Raw genomic sequence first — 13,979 nt, 5'->3', positions numbered from 1 at the left:
CCGGTTGGGCCAACCTGCCTCAGACGACCATCTCGCTGCCGAACCCCTGGAACCTTCCGGCGGGTTGACCGTCGGGCCGCCACGTTCGACCCAAACCACCAACGATGGTCTTGGGCGGTGCAGGAACACCCAGCCGCGGTGGGACCGACAGCGGCCTGGTCCTGCAGCGGCGGTCACGCTGCTGCAGGACGGGCCAGGGACTACCTATCCCGATACTCGGCGGGCTCGAAATCGAGGGTCCGGCCCTGCTCGCACCACCACGCCCCTTGCCGCGTAATGATGCTGTCTTTCGAGCGGTCGTAACGCTCCAGCGGATGGCGCCAACGGGCAAGCATTTCGCGCTTGCCTGACCTGACCAGGACCAGACGGCTCAGGTGAAACGGACGGCTCACGGAGATATCGCTCTTGATATTGGTGTCGATCGGACGCCAAGAGACGGTAGGTTCGTATATGGTCTTCCCTTCAGAGGTCGTCATTTGGGCGGGCGACGCCTCGGCGACGTTCGAACCTGGGCGACGATCCCTTGATTGGGCGCCGAAACGCCCCTGGGAGAGCCGTACCGGATCGGTCAAGGCTTCGTGCCCCGCAGGGCGTCAGGGTCGATGGGGCGCGGCCTGATCGGCTGGCTTCCGGTCGAGCGAGGATCGTTGAGGCCCTTCGGACCTGACGGGCGCGTACCTGGATAGGTTTTCATGAAACGGGGCCTTTCGTCGGACACGCCGTGCTGCGGCGCTCAGTCGTCGAAGGCGGGAAGGCTATTTCTTGCGGACGGCGAGGGTCTGCGTCGCCATGGCGGGCGCCGCGGCGATCACCTTGGGCTTGGCGGTCTTGGGTTTGCGGATTTCGCGATTGCCTTTGGACAATGGGCTTCCTTTTTCTGGTGAGACTGCTCACGAGCGCCGGCCATCGCCTGGCGCGAGCCAGATGATGCGGTGGATAGACTCATGAAAAGGTCGAGCGCCCCGGCTTCGGAGCAGAAGATCTCTCGCCGGAGAGCGAGTCGATCTGATTGGCGTGACTGAGCGCCTCGGCGGGAAACCTATCACGTCCGCCCAGGCGGCGGGAAAATCATATTGCAGGCGTGAGGAACTGAGGAGTTGAGCGCCGCTGCCTTGCGGCGTGGGCTCGTGTTCGCGGCGGGGCGGTTTAGGCCGCGGCCTTGGCCATGAGCAACGTGAGCTGGCCTTCCGCATAGGGCTTGCCGATGAAATAGCCGCGATCGGGCATCTGCGCGGCGGTCGGCCGCTCGCGACCCGACGTCAGGACCACGCGCATCAGCGGCCGGCGCGCCCGGACCTCGGCGGCCAGGGCGAAGCCGTCCATGCCTGGCATGTTGATGTCGGTGAACAGCACGCTGATCTCAGGGTTCTCATCGAGGAAGGACAGCGCCTCGACGCCGTCGTCGGCCTCGAAGATCAGGTAGCCCGCGTCCCGAAGATACTCGGCGGCGACTCCGCGAATGAACGGCTCGTCGTCGACCACCAGGATCGTCGTTCGGTTCACCAGCTTTGCCATCACAGTTCCAACACCTGCGTCACCCGCAGGTTCCGCTTAACTTAGTTAAGTCATTGCGGCGCGCAGGCCGTTTCAGCGCGCGAGGCGCGCCTGCGAAAAGCGCAGATTCGTCTGCAGCCCCGTGGCGGTCCATTCGCGCGACCATTGTCCGCGAAGCTGCCGCACGATGGCGTTCTCCAGGAGGGTGCTGCCGAAGCCGCCGCCCTGTATCCCCTCCGTCGCGGTCATGGCCGCCGGGACATGTTCGCGCCAGGTGAGCGCCACGTCGTCCCCCTCCCGGGTCATCTCGATCCTGACCGTACCGCCCGCGTGACCCAGGGCCCCGTACTTCAGCGCGTTAGTCGCCAGCTCGTTGATGATCAGGGCCATCGAGGTGGTGGCGGCGCGGCCTATGCGAACGTCGTCGCCCGACACGGTGACCCGTCGGTCGGCGGTATCCAGGTCGCCATAGGGCTCCAGCAGGACGTGCAGCAGGACCAGTAGGGTCTGCGGTGCGATCTCCGAGCTGCCCACCACCTCGGGCGGGGTCACATAGGCCATCGCGCGGCCCAGGCCGAACAGTCGCGTCCGCAGGGCGTCGGCGAACGGCCGGGCCGCCGCGTCGGCCCTGGCGGACAGCGAGATCACGCCGTCGACGACGGCGAACATGTTCTTGATGCGGTGGGCGAGCTCCCGCAGCAGCAAGGACTTTTCTTCATTGGCCTTCAGGCGCTCGGAAATGTCCATGGAAACGCCGACCAGGCGCAGGGGCGCGCCGTCGACGCCCCGGATGATGTCGGCGCGCATCTGGATGAAGCCGATGGCCGCGTCGGCGCGAACGATCTGGAACTCGATCGCGAAGTCGCCGTCGACGTCCAGGCTCGTGAACGCTTCCCGCACCCGGCGACGATCGTCGGCATGGACGGCGTCCAGCAGCTGCGGCCAGTCGAACGCCTCCGAGGCCAGGCGTCCGAAGTTCTCCCGGAACACCGAGGAGGCCGTCAGTTCGCCCGAGACCAGGTTCAGGTCCCACAGGCCCATGTGGCCGGCCCCCGTGGCGAAGCGAAGTCGCTGTTCGCTGTCGTGCTGCGCCTGCAGCCGCCGCGCCGACTCGGTAGCCAGGTCGGCGTTGTGGCGTTCGAGGTCTTCCAGCCTCTGCAGTTCGGCCGTGACGTCGAACTGACTGGCGATGAAGTAGCTCAGCTCGCCGTCGGCGTCATGGACCGGCGCCATCTGCAGGCGGTTCCAGAAAGCCGAACCATCCTTGCGATGGTTGCGCACGTCGATGGCGATCGCCCGCCCCAGTCTCACGGCGGCGCGGATGGCCTCGACCACCACCGGGTCGGATTGGGGCCCCTGAAGGAAGCGGCAATTTCGCCCGATGACCTCTTCGCGGTCATAGCCGGTGAGCTGACAGAAGGCGTCGTTGACGAACACCAGCGGATTGTCGGCCAGGCGCGGATTGGTGATGATCATCGGCGTTCCGGTCGCCCGGACGGCGGCGGCGAACGGATCGCTATCGCCGCCGAACCCGGCGAACGTCCCGCTACGGCCGGGCGTCAACACGGCGGGGTCTGCAAGGACGGTCGGGCGCGGCGCTTGGGGCATAGTCGCTCCGGCGCGCGACAAGACCACGATGAATAGAAGTCGTCCCTGTCGATCGCGTCCTAGCCGTAGCGGCTCGCGGGACCGCGCGCCAGCGAGAATGGCAAGTCGGGTCTCGACGTCGCGATCCGCGTCCCGTCCTCGCGCGTCAGGCGGCGGAAGGAAGGAGGCGAGTTCCCGCGAAAAGCCCCGCCAGGACCTTGGCCAATTCCGAAGGATGGAAGGGTTTCTGCAGCATGGCGAAGGACCTGTAGCCGTCCCTCAGCCTGTCTCTGTCGTAGCCTGTCGAGAACAGGAAGGGAATGCCTCGGGCGACAAGCGCGTCGGCGACGGGATAGCTCAGTTGCTGGTCGAGCGAGACGTCGAGAATGACGGCGTCGATGGCCTCGCCGGCCACCAGCCGCAACGCCTGGTCGACCCCTGAGGCCGGGCCGATCAGCATGCAGCCGAGGTCTTCAAGCATGTCCTCCAACAGACAGGAGATGAGCAATTCGTCCTCCACCAGGAGGATGCGGCGGCCGATCAGTTCGGGGATCATGGTCCCACCGGGGGCTTCAACGGCATGGCGATCTGGCAGATGAGACCGGATTGTTCGTAGGTGACACGAACCTCGCCACCGATATCCTGCGCCAGTCCGCGTTCGATCAAGCGCGAGCCGAAGCCCTTGCGACTTGGCGAAGTGACCAAGGGGCCGTCGCTCTCCTGCCAACGAAGGTGCAGCCTGGTCTCGCCGGGCGTGGTTTCGATGCGCCAGCCGATGCCGACTTGGCCTTCGGCGGCCGACAGGGCGCCGTGGGCCGAGGCGTTCGCCGCCAGTTCATGGAACACCAGGGCCAAGGACAGGGCGGCCTTGGCGTGCAGCCGAACGTCTTCGCCCTCCAGCGTGATACGAGGCGGAGCGTCGCCGCCCAGCCCGTACGGCTGCAGGATGCGGTCCAGGACATCGCGCAGCGGCACTGCATCCCAACTTTCCCGGCCAAGCAGGCCATGGGCTTTGGCCAACGCCAGGACGCGGCCTTCGAAAGCCTGCACTACGGTGCGATCCTGGGATCGGAGGGTTTGAGCGGCGATCGCCAGCACCGTGGCCAGCGTGTTCTGGGTGCGATGATTCAGTTCGTCCAGGAGGAAGCGGAGGCGTTCGGCTTCCCGCTTGGTTCCGGTGACGTCCACGAACGACGAGAAGTGCTGCACGACCAGGCCCTCCGCGTCCCAGACCGGGTTGATCGACAGCGAAACCCAGAGCGTGCCGCCGTCCCGGCGCTGGTCGCAGATCTCCAGCTGTTCGTGGAACTCGCCGGCGAACGCCGCCTCGATCCGGGCCAACGCCTCAAGGTTGTTGCCGCGGGCCAGCAGGAAATCGAACGGCTGGCCGAGCACCTCTTCCCGATCATAGCCGGTCAAGGCGAGAAAGGCATCGTTGGCGAAGATGATCGGATTGCCGGCTTCGGCGGCGTTCGTGAACACCATCGCCGATCGGGTCGTCTCCGCCGCGACAACGAACGGGCCGAGGTTTTTTCGGAATCCGTCGACCTCGTCTTCCGCGATCTTCTGACGCGTAACCCTGGTGGCGCGCGGCACGGTGGCCCCCGATCTCTTCGGCCGGGGGCGGGACGGGCACGTCGCTCTGCGCTCGAAACGACGACTGCCGGAACGGAAAGATTCCATTCCCAAGGTTAATAATGCTTGGCCTCACGCTTTGGTTGCGTGCCCGATCGCGCGGGCGTCCCTCTCAGGCGGCGAGACGACCCTTGTGCATCCGCAGAGTGGCGATGACGCCATGGTCGGGCCAGTCGTAGGCGATCGATCCGCCCAACTGCGCAGACATCCCTCTGGTGACAAGCTTGCTCCCAAACCCGCCAGGACCCTGTGGAGCCGTAACCGGCGGGCCTCCGCGCTCGGTCCAGACCAGGACGACATCCTGGTCATGCATGGTGCAAGAAACATCAAGCGTGCCCGCCGCGACCGAGAGCGCCCCATACTTCAGGGAATTGGTCGCCAGTTCGTGGATGACCAGGGCCAGGGTGGTCGCCGCAGCCTCTCCTACGCCCATCCGAGGGACGGATACTCGAATGCGGCCGCTGAATGCGCCCAAGTCGTCGTACGGCGCAAGCAGAACGGAAATCAGATCACCAAGCAGCGCCGCCTTGCCGTCCTGGCCGGGGACAGGACGCACAAGGTCGTGCGCGCGTCCCAGGGAGGTCAGGCGCTCGGTCAGTTCGCGAGCCATGTCCGTCGTGGTTTCGGTGGAGCGCGACGTGATCGCGGTGAGGGCCGAGGCGATTGTCAGAAGATTTTTGACCCGGTGACTCATCTCGCCAGCCAACAGCTCATTGGCCTCTTCGGCATGCTTGCGGCCAGTTACGTCGAGAAAAACCCCGACCATGACCCGGCCGATAATGCCGGCGTCGTCGCCCTGGCCACGTGCGGAAATCCACCGGACGTCATCTTGGACCAAGACGCGAAAATCGATTTCATAGGCCCCGAGAATCCCGCGCGTGGCCGCGAAGGCGGCGCGGACCCGATCGCGATCCGCCGGGTGGATGTGAGCGGACAGATCTTCGAAGCGAACGGCCGCCGCGGTCGATACGCCCCATAGACCGTAGCCCAGTTCGTCCATGATCAATTGATCAGTGTCGACGTTCCACGACCAGAGCGCGACGCCTGCCGCCTCCAGAGCCCGTCGGAGCTGCTTTGTGTCCCAGACCTGCGGGATAGACTCTGAATCGGGCAAGGACGGCTCTCGGACCATGTGAGCTCGATCAGTATCATGCGGGGGGCTGGCGGCCCTATTCGGATTGAGCGTGCTCCACCTTTGCATGACGCCCTGAATGTCGTGTCCTGGACCAGGACCAGAGGCTGCTTCTGGCGCGGCTTCGACATCTCGGAGCGACAGACATCGTGAGCCCAGGGGATTTGATCGCTAGCGACTGCCGGCCAACAGCCATAGAAGGGTCGTGGCGAGCCGATCGATCGCCGGCGATGTGAAGGCCCGTGACTTGATCGAGCAATACGGCTGGTCCGACACGCTGCGGCGGGCTTTCGAGCCGCACGCACGCGAGGGCCATAGCCCTGGCCGTATCGTCGCCCAGCACCGTGACAGCTATCAGGTGGTCACCTGTGAGGGCGAATTGCGCGCCAAGCTCGCCGGCCGCCTGCTGCACGAGGCGCGCGAGGCGGGACATCCGGCCGTCGGCGACTGGGTGGCGCTGTCGCTGAGCCCAGCCGAAGGCGCCGCCACCGTCCACGCCGTCCTGCCGCGCCGCACCGCCTTCGTGCGCCGGGCAGCCGACAGCGTGCAGACCCTGCAAGTCATCGCCGCCAATATCGACGTCGCCTTCGTCGTCACCTCTCTGAACGCCGACCTCAATCCGCGCCGGATCGAGCGCTATCTGGCCGCTGCCTGGCAGAGCGGGGCGCGGCCCGTGGTGGTGCTGACCAAGTCCGACCTCGCCGACGACGCACGGGGCCAGGCCGACACGATCGCCGCCTTGGCGGCTGGCTGTCCGGTGCTGACGGTGTCGGCGCGGCGAGGACTAGGCCTGGACGCTCTCCTGGCCCAGGTGGCGCCGGGCGAGACCTGCGTGCTGATCGGCTCGTCCGGCGTCGGCAAGTCCACCCTGGTCAACGCCTTTCTGGGCGAGGACCGCATGGCGACCCGGGCGATCCGCGAGTCCGACGACCAGGGCCGCCACACCACCAGCCATCGCCAACTGGTCCTGCTGCCGGGCGGCGGGCTGATCCTCGACACCCCCGGCATCCGGGAAGTGGGCCTGATCGACGCCGAGGAGGGCCTGAGCGTGGTGTTCGAGGACATCGAGCGCCTGATCGAAACGTGCAAGTTCAATGACTGCGGCCACGCCAAGGAGCCCGGCTGCGCGGTGCGCGAGGCGCTGGCGAACGGCGCGCTCGATCCCGCCCGCTGGGCTCACTTCCAGAAGCTGGGCGCCGAACTGGCCGAGGTCGAAGACAGAGCCGACCGTATCGCCAAGGACATCGAACGTCGCCGCTTGGCCGGGCTGCAGAAAACCTACCGCGCCACGAAGAGAGACGCCCGAGGCGGCGACTGATCGACCCGGTTCTAATGCAAGGATTTTGCAGAATGTGGCCCTCGACTCGGACGAACGGGGCTAGGTGAGGATTCCCGCCTTACGAGAGATGCCCATGCCCGCGTTCACCATCGTCACGACCAGCGCCACCCAGGGCAGCGATGCGGTGGAAGTGAGCACCTTGAGCGACGACTTCATCAACGAAAGCGAGGCCTTGGGGTATTCGCGCCGCATGGCCGAGGAGATGGTGGGCATGGCCCATCAACTTTCGCTGGACTTCGATTTCAGCACTGTCGGCCTCTATGACGGCGACCTGATCGACGAGGAGATCGATCCTGGGCATGCCGCCTTCCTGGGCGCCTGGGTCCTGGACGAAGAGGGCGTCGCCTTTGTTGGAGCGGATGAATTTCGCGAAGGCCCAACCGAGTCCGACGTCCTTTAGCGGAAGTCGGGCATCCGCTTTCTGGCGCCGCACCAAACAGCGTGCGCGTCCGTTTGGGTGAATTCCCGTTCGGCGCCCCGGACCAAGAGTCGTGTTTCTGGAACGGTGCTTGGGTCCGTTCATGGCGCGACCCGGCCGGTTATGCAGACCTCGGGATCGGCAGGGCAGGGTGGTGGGAGGCCGCCAGTCGGCTATTCTGGCGCGAGGCACGTAGGGGCGGCGCCGAGCAACGGAGAGTCGGAACGAGCGGTCAGGCGGCGGCTGGATATCTCCTCAGCATCAAGGCGCCAGCCGGCGACGACGATCTGCACACGCCGCAGCCGCTTGGCGAAGTCAGCGGCGGTTGGAGGGCTCCGATCTCGCAATCTCGGCGCGATAGTGTTCTAGGTAGTTGTCGAGCATCCGCTCCTTCGCCTCATCCCACGCACCGTTCATCCGTTTGGGCGGCCGGTAGGAGAATTCGAAACGGAACGCGCCATCATTGTCGATGCGCAGCTCGAAACCGCTGAACAGCTCGCCGGCAATATCCTTACGCTGGCGGTAGAGGTCGACGATCGCGCGGCGCATCGGTTCGCTGACGCTGAACGACGGGTCACTGAGCGCGCCATCGGCGCCCTTCAACACCGCGAGCGCCACGGTGTCGAAATGGTAGCTGTCCGCCACCTCCTGGATCTCGACATCGGCGACGAGGCGTAGCCAGTTTGGGCCGGGCGCATCGGCAGCCAGCGCCTGAACGACGGCGACCTGGGCATCGGTGAAAGCTGTCGTCACGCGGACATCGTTACTTGTTGGTCATCGTCTGCTTAGGCCAGCGGCTTCCGTCAACCCGGTAACTCGCCACAATCCCCCGATCCGACTAAGCCTATGGTTGTGGCGATTTAGGGACCTGGCGGGGATCAGTTGGCCAGCCCGCGACAGCTGCGATAACGCATATAATCCTCACGGCTGAGCGACCCGATCCGGCTTTGCAGGCTGGCCATGTCGCCACAACTGGCCGTGGTCGCAGTGCTGCGCGAGCGCACGGTGTTGCGGTACGGCGTCGTCGCCCGATTGCGGGCATTGTCGTTGCGCGAGACGCGGCTCACCGTCGTGTTGTTGAGATTGTTGACGCCGATCGACGTCGACCAGTCGCCATAGCTTTGCGCGGCGGCCGGCAAGGTGGTCAGTCCACCGGCGACGAACACCGCGGCGACCGCCAATATCGCCCGTTTCGAACCCAGTATGTTCAGCATCCTGACTCTCCTGGTCTCCGGTTTGAAATTTAAACCCTGATCCGGAATTCGGGCCAAGCGTTATTGTTTTCGCGCCATGTCGCCGAGCGCTTGGCCAATCGTCTTGATCGCGTTGCTGCTGGCGTTCATCAGCATCGAGCAGCCGGTAGTCTTTGACAGAGGGCGTGAGAATCTCAAGGTTTGGAGTCTTCGACATAAATGGCGGCTACAACAATTGTCCAGCGCCGCCCAAGAAAAAGTCCGGCGCCCGATCACCAGCCCGAACCTCAGACCCTCAAGAGCGCAAATCCGGCTATGCACCCACCGCGCTGCCGGGCGACGTCCTTTAACGGACCTTCGCAAGGTCGCAGAAGGGGTGGAAAGCTGCCATTAGGCGCCTCCCGAGTGCGCACGCTAATTTATCAGACAATTGATAACATGACGATCCCTAGCACTTTTGTGATGCTGAGACTGCACCCATCGCGCACCGCAGGGTGTCCGTCGCCTATACGCCTGTAAATTGTCTGAGTAATGTTGAAAAGTCAGGCGCTTTGCTCTAGAATGCTCCGCTTCGGCGAAGCGCGCGGCGCAAGAACGGTTAGTGGCCGACCTGTTGGGGGCGATGAAATGGAATTCTGTGGGCGAGCGCATCGTCGGGTGCGAGGTTTGTTGGGAAGAGCAATTTTGGTGGCGGCGGCGTGCCTGTTCGTCACGCAGAATGCCTGGGCGGGGGAAACGACCCAAAAGGTCGTCAACAAGGCGCCCAACGGCCTCGCGCAAACGCCTCCCATGGGGTGGAACAGTTGGAACAAGTTCGCCTGCAACGTTGACGAGAAGACCGTCCGGGCAGCCGCCGATGCAATGGTGACGTCGGGCATGAAGGACGCCGGTTATCAATATGTCGTCATCGACGATTGCTGGCAGGGACCACGCGACGCCAACGGCTTCATTACCGCCAACCCGGTAAAATTCTCTTCCGGGATCAAGGCGCTAGCCGATTACGTCCACTCAAAAGGACTGAAGTTCGGAATCTATTCGGATGCGGGGCGGGAGACCTGCGACGGGTTTTCGGGCAGCCAGGGCCATGAATATCAGGACGCGATGACTTATGCCCGCTGGGGCGTCGATTATCTGAAATATGACTGGTGCGAGACGGGCTCGCGCAACGCAGAGGAAGCCTATGCGGTGATGGCCGACGCGCTGCGCTCGACCGGGCGGCCGATCGTCTTCTCGATGTGCGAGTGGGGAGGGTCCAAGCCGTGGCTATGGGCGCGGAATGTGGGCAATCTCTGGCGGACCACCGGCGACATCCGCGACAGTTTCGACAAGTGGGACCCGAAGAACCAATGGGTCCATCCTCTGCTCCAGATCCTCGATGATAACGAGCCTTTGTGGTCGTTTGCCGGTCCCGGCCACTGGAACGATCCCGACATGCTTGAGGTCGGCAACGGCGGCATGACCACGGCCGAATATCGCTCTCACTTCTCTTTGTGGGCGATCATGGCCGCCCCGCTGATGGCCGGCAACGACATTTCCACCATGGACGAAAGCGCGCGCTCGATCCTTACCAACAAGGACGTGATCGCCGTCGATCAGGACCGGCTGGGGGTACAGGGCCATCGTGTGTCGAAGGACGGCGACAAGGAAATCTGGATGAAGCCGCTCGCTGGCGGCGGCCGCGCTGTCCTTCTGTTCAACCGCGGCGCGACGCCCGTGAAGATCACGGTCGACAACGGCGATCTCGGTGATGCGTCCACCATGCGCGCCAGGGTCCGTGACCTCTGGACGCACAAGGAGGTGGGCGATTGGAAGGGCTCGTACAGCGCCACTGTTGAGCCCCATGGCGTCGTGATGCTGCGGCTGAATCCGTAGGTATCAAGACGGCCTCAATCGGACCAAGCCGACGCTTCTGAAAATCCGGTTGGGCATCGTTCACTGACATTGGCGCGGTTGGCGGTATGGCGCCTTTTCGAAGGGCCCATGCGACAGGCGGACGTTTGCTTGAGGGCCACCTCAACGCTGGTCGGACGGACGCTTCAACACGAACGGGAGAAAGAATTGCGAAAAGCTACGATTCTGGCGGCTCTGACAGGGATTGCTCTGACTGTCCCGGCGAGTGCGGGATCATCGCCCACGCGCCAACCCCATCTCGGCACGCGTACGATCCCGATCCTGCATGCCCAAGGACTCGCGTTTCGCGACCTCAACCGCGACGGCCAAGTTGAACCCTATGAGGATTGGCGGCTGCCGCCCCGCAGACGCGCCGCCGACCTCCTGTCGCGCATGAGGCCGGACGAAAAGATCGGTCAAATGGTGCACGGCTCGCTCTACACGAGCGGCGACGACTACATTGTCGCCAACGCCTCCCAAGAGATCCTCGACAAGCATGTCACTGCGATGATCACACGCTTGGCGGCTACGCCCGCTAAGCTCGCGGCCGCCAACAATGGGCTACAGGCGATCGCAGAGAAGGGCCGGCTCGGCATCCCCCTCAGCTTGAGTTCGGACCCGCGCAACCAGCTCGAGGGCGTAGCAGGGGCCAGCGTTGCCGCGGGCGGCTTCACCGCTTTCCCCGATCCGCTCGGCTTCGCCGCAATCGGAGACGCCAGGCTCACCCGGCGCAGCGCCGATATTGTCCGCCAGGAATATAAGGCGGTGGGCATCCGCATCGCGCTCTCGCCGCAGGCCGACATCGCCACCGAGCCACGCTGGCCGCGCATCGACGGCACCTTCGGATCCAACCCCGCACTCGCCGCGCAGATGGTCGGCGCTTACGTCGCCGGTATTCAGGGCGGCGCCGACGGCATTGGCCCTGACAGCGTCGCCGCCGTCGTCAAACATTGGGTGGGCTATGGCGCCGCTGCCGATCAGGGCTTCGACAGCCACAACTACTATGGTCGCTTCTCTGCGGTGACCCAGACGGCTTTGCCCAGGCACGTCATCCCCTTCCAGGCCGCCTTCGCCGCGCATGTGGCCGCAGTCATGCCGATGTACTCGCAGCCCGAGCAGTTGCACGACGCGGAACGGCACTCGATCGGGACCGCCGCCGGCTTCAGTCGTTATCTCCTGACCGATCTGCTGCGCCATCGCTACCATTTCACCGGCCTCGTTCTGTCCGATTGGGGCATCACCAACGATTGCCACGAAACTTGCCGCGTCGGCGCAAAACCCGGGGCTGAGCCAAACTGGTCCGACTTCAGCCCCGCCTGGGGTGTGGAAGATCTGGCCGAGGAAGACCGCTTCGCCAAGGGCGTCGATGCGGGCATCGAGCAGTTTGGCGGCACGACCCGCGTCGACGCCCTTATGGCGGCATTGCGCGACGGGAAAATTGCGCAGGCCCAGGTCGATCGCGCAGTGCTCAAGGTCCTGACCCAGACCTTCGCCCTGGGCTTGTTCGAAGACCCGTATGTCGATCCCGACACGGCGGCGAAACTGGTCGGCAATGCCGACTTCCTCGCCGAAGCGCAGCGCACGCAGGCGCGCTCGATCGTTCTGCTTCAGGCTAATCACGGCCTGTTCCCGCTCTCGAGGGCGACTCACCGCCGATTGTTCCTACGCGGCCTCGCACCCCAGCCTTTCGCCGCGCTTGGTTTTACCATCGTCGACCGCCCCAATCAGGCGGACGCTGCGATCGTGCGCCTCGCCGCACCTCACCAGTTGCTTCATCCCAATTTCGCTGCAGGCCGCGTCCAGCACGAAGGCGCTCTCGACTTCCAGCCTGGCGACCCCGATCTGGAAGCCGTCCGCAAGATTGCCAGCACAACGCCGGTGATCGCGATCGTCCACCTCGATCGCCCGGCTATCCTCACCAGCCTTCGCCCCTACACCGCGATGCTTGCCGGCGATTTCGGCGCAACCGATGCGGCCGTCGCCGACGCGCTTACCGGCATTGTCCGCCCAGAGGGCCGTCTGCCCTTCGAACTGCCCTCCTCGATGGCGGCGGTGGAGAAACAGCGCCCCGATTTGCCCGACGATAGCGTTGCACCGCTTTATCCCGTCGGCTTCCGCGCCGTCGTTCCTACCCCGAAAATCAATCGGAGAGCGTCACGATGATCAAGTCGGCCATATTCTACCCCTTTCGAAAGGGCGCACGCTTGAGGGCACGGGCTGCTAATGCCTGGAATGGGTCGTTCATCGCCTTTGGGGTGCCGGGCTGAACGTCGTGTTTCTGGAGCGACGCCAGAGTCCGGTAGTGGCGCGGGGCCGCCGCTAGAACACCGCCATTGTGCGTGCGAGTGAGAGGCGGCGGCGACACCGCAGGTCTGCGCCAAAATGGCGCATCACGATCTGGGACTGGCAAGCCGGCGGTTAATTCGGAGTTCAGCGGTCGGGGCGATGGTCGAGCGGCCGAGCCTTTTTGCCGGCGCAAAAGTTTTGAGTACCGTCATGCGTCTCGACGATCTGAAGATTTCCGCCAAAGTCATGCTGCCGGCCATCGTCCTGGCGCTCGTCGCGCTGGCGAGCATCGGCATGGGAACCTGGCAAGCCAGCAGGATCGAAAGATCCCAGGAACTCCTGGTGGAACGGCGCGCGCCGACGGAACTGGCGGTGGCCCGTTTCAGTCGGCAGGTCGCCACGATCGGCTATTCGGCCTATCGCGCCGTCGCCAACGACGGCGCCTCGCAGAACGCCCATCAAGCTTCGGATGCGCTCGATGAAGCCTTCCACAAAGGCAACGGCTATCTCGACAAGGCGATGGCCGCCGATCCCTCGGGCGTCCCCGAAATCATGGGCCTCAAGACACGCTTCAAGACGATCCACGACAGCGCGCGCCAGGGCGCGGACATGGGCCTGCAGAATGTCGACGAAGCGGCCGTGGCGATGATGGACTCGATCGATCCGCAGATGGTGGCGCTGACCAAGGACACCGCCGCCTGGATCGATCGGCACAACGCCGAAACCGAGGTCTTGGTCACCCAATCCAAGCGCGAGGCGGCGAAAAGTTCGATGATCAGCATCGCCTTTGGCCTGTTGTCAGCCGCCGCGGCTCTGGCCTACGCCCTGTGGATCGGTTCACGAAAGATCGCCCAGCCTCTGGTTGGTCTTTCCAAGACCATGGAAACCCTGGCCCAGGGTTCGGTGGAGGTCGAGGTGACCGGCGTCGCGCGCAAGGACGAGGTCGGCGCCATGGCCCGCTCGGTCCAGGTGTTCAAGGACAACGCCGTGGCCCTGCGCACCGCC

General features: G+C 64.6%; 14 protein-coding genes. 5 read left to right on the top strand and 9 right to left on the bottom strand.

Annotation, left to right across the window (positions count from 1 at the left end; all coding sequences use genetic code 11):
* Positions 1-200: 200 nt before the first annotated feature.
* The 7 genes from ACIPQB_RS20535 to ACIPQB_RS20505 form a co-directional block, all read right to left on the bottom strand.
* Positions 201-572: a hypothetical protein gene (locus ACIPQB_RS20535; RefSeq protein WP_446487114.1), complete on the bottom strand. Its 372-nt coding sequence runs from the start codon at positions 570-572 to the stop codon at positions 201-203.
* Positions 569-694, bottom strand: a complete 126-nt coding sequence (locus ACIPQB_RS20530) for a hypothetical protein (protein ID WP_446487113.1) — start codon at positions 692-694, stop codon at positions 569-571. Before ACIPQB_RS20530 ends, ACIPQB_RS20535 begins: the two co-directional genes overlap by 4 nt.
* 452 nt (positions 695-1,146) lie before the next feature.
* Entirely contained in the window at positions 1,147-1,515 is a 369-nt protein-coding gene (locus ACIPQB_RS20525) for a response regulator (RefSeq protein WP_446487112.1), read from the bottom strand.
* 72 nt (positions 1,516-1,587) lie between these two features.
* Entirely contained in the window at positions 1,588-3,102 is a 1,515-nt protein-coding gene (locus ACIPQB_RS20520) for a PAS domain-containing protein (RefSeq protein ID WP_446487111.1), read from the bottom strand.
* Positions 3,103-3,247: 145 nt separating this feature from the next.
* Positions 3,248-3,637 (bottom strand): response regulator, encoded by a 390-nt coding sequence (locus tag ACIPQB_RS20515; protein ID WP_446487110.1) that lies wholly within the window; start codon positions 3,635-3,637, stop codon positions 3,248-3,250.
* Complete coding sequence (locus tag ACIPQB_RS20510; protein ID WP_446487109.1) at positions 3,634-4,677, bottom strand: HWE histidine kinase domain-containing protein; 1,044 nt, start codon at positions 4,675-4,677, stop codon at positions 3,634-3,636. The genes ACIPQB_RS20515 and ACIPQB_RS20510 overlap by 4 nt, the downstream gene beginning before the upstream one ends.
* Before the next feature lie 151 nt (positions 4,678-4,828).
* A complete protein-coding gene (locus tag ACIPQB_RS20505; RefSeq protein WP_446487108.1) occupies positions 4,829-5,830 on the bottom strand; it encodes a sensor histidine kinase in 1,002 nt (333 codons plus the stop codon).
* Positions 5,831-6,095: 265 nt separating this feature from the next.
* Here ACIPQB_RS20505 and rsgA point away from each other — a divergent pair, with 265 nt between their 5' ends.
* Together rsgA and ACIPQB_RS20495 are read left to right on the top strand one after the other, a co-directional pair.
* Positions 6,096-7,166 (top strand): ribosome small subunit-dependent GTPase A, encoded by a 1,071-nt coding sequence (rsgA, locus tag ACIPQB_RS20500; RefSeq protein ID WP_446487107.1) that lies wholly within the window; start codon positions 6,096-6,098, stop codon positions 7,164-7,166.
* Between the two features lie 94 nt (positions 7,167-7,260).
* On the top strand, positions 7,261-7,587 hold the full coding sequence (locus ACIPQB_RS20495; protein ID WP_446487106.1) for a hypothetical protein: 327 nt from the start codon (positions 7,261-7,263) through the stop codon (positions 7,585-7,587).
* 333 nt (positions 7,588-7,920) lie between these two features.
* Here ACIPQB_RS20495 and ACIPQB_RS20490 read toward each other — a convergent pair whose 3' ends face one another.
* Complete coding sequence (locus tag ACIPQB_RS20490) at positions 7,921-8,358, bottom strand: hypothetical protein (RefSeq protein WP_446487105.1); 438 nt, start codon at positions 8,356-8,358, stop codon at positions 7,921-7,923.
* 125 nt (positions 8,359-8,483) lie between these two features.
* Entirely contained in the window at positions 8,484-8,819 is a 336-nt protein-coding gene (locus ACIPQB_RS20485; protein WP_446487104.1) for a hypothetical protein, read from the bottom strand.
* 540 nt (positions 8,820-9,359) lie between these two features.
* Between ACIPQB_RS20485 and ACIPQB_RS20480 the strand changes: the two genes are divergently transcribed.
* The 3 genes from ACIPQB_RS20480 to ACIPQB_RS20470 form a co-directional block, all read left to right on the top strand.
* Entirely contained in the window at positions 9,360-10,670 is a 1,311-nt protein-coding gene (locus ACIPQB_RS20480; protein ID WP_446487103.1) for a glycoside hydrolase family 27 protein, read from the top strand.
* 186 nt (positions 10,671-10,856) lie between these two features.
* Entirely contained in the window at positions 10,857-12,851 is a 1,995-nt protein-coding gene (locus ACIPQB_RS20475) for a glycoside hydrolase family 3 N-terminal domain-containing protein (protein WP_446487102.1), read from the top strand.
* Positions 12,852-13,070: 219 nt separating this feature from the next.
* On the top strand, positions 13,071-13,979 hold a 909-nt coding region (locus tag ACIPQB_RS20470; RefSeq protein ID WP_446487101.1), incomplete at its 3' end, for a HAMP domain-containing protein.

The sequence above is a fragment of the Caulobacter sp. LARHSG274 genome (assembly GCF_052871235.1).
Note: the sequence above shows the minus strand (reverse complement) of the source record. Positions and strands in the feature narration are given on the sequence as shown.

Bases quoted from the DNA above. Each gene is read 5' to 3' on its own strand.
- ACIPQB_RS20485 (WP_446487104.1), bottom strand. From the start codon at position 8,819: ATGCTGAACATACTGGGTTCGAAACGGGCGATATTGGCGGTCGCCGCG.
- ACIPQB_RS20480 (WP_446487103.1), top strand. From the start codon at position 9,360: ATGCTCCGCTTCGGCGAAGCGCGCGGCGCAAGAACGGTTAGTGGCCGA.
- ACIPQB_RS20525 (WP_446487112.1), bottom strand. From the start codon at position 1,515: ATGGCAAAGCTGGTGAACCGAACGACGATCCTGGTGGTCGACGACGAG.
- ACIPQB_RS20530 (WP_446487113.1), bottom strand. From the start codon at position 694: ATGAAAACCTATCCAGGTACGCGCCCGTCAGGTCCGAAGGGCCTCAAC.
- ACIPQB_RS20495 (WP_446487106.1), top strand. From the start codon at position 7,261: ATGCCCGCGTTCACCATCGTCACGACCAGCGCCACCCAGGGCAGCGAT.
- ACIPQB_RS20520 (WP_446487111.1), bottom strand. From the start codon at position 3,102: ATGCCCCAAGCGCCGCGCCCGACCGTCCTTGCAGACCCCGCCGTGTTG.
- ACIPQB_RS20515 (WP_446487110.1), bottom strand. From the start codon at position 3,637: ATGATCCCCGAACTGATCGGCCGCCGCATCCTCCTGGTGGAGGACGAA.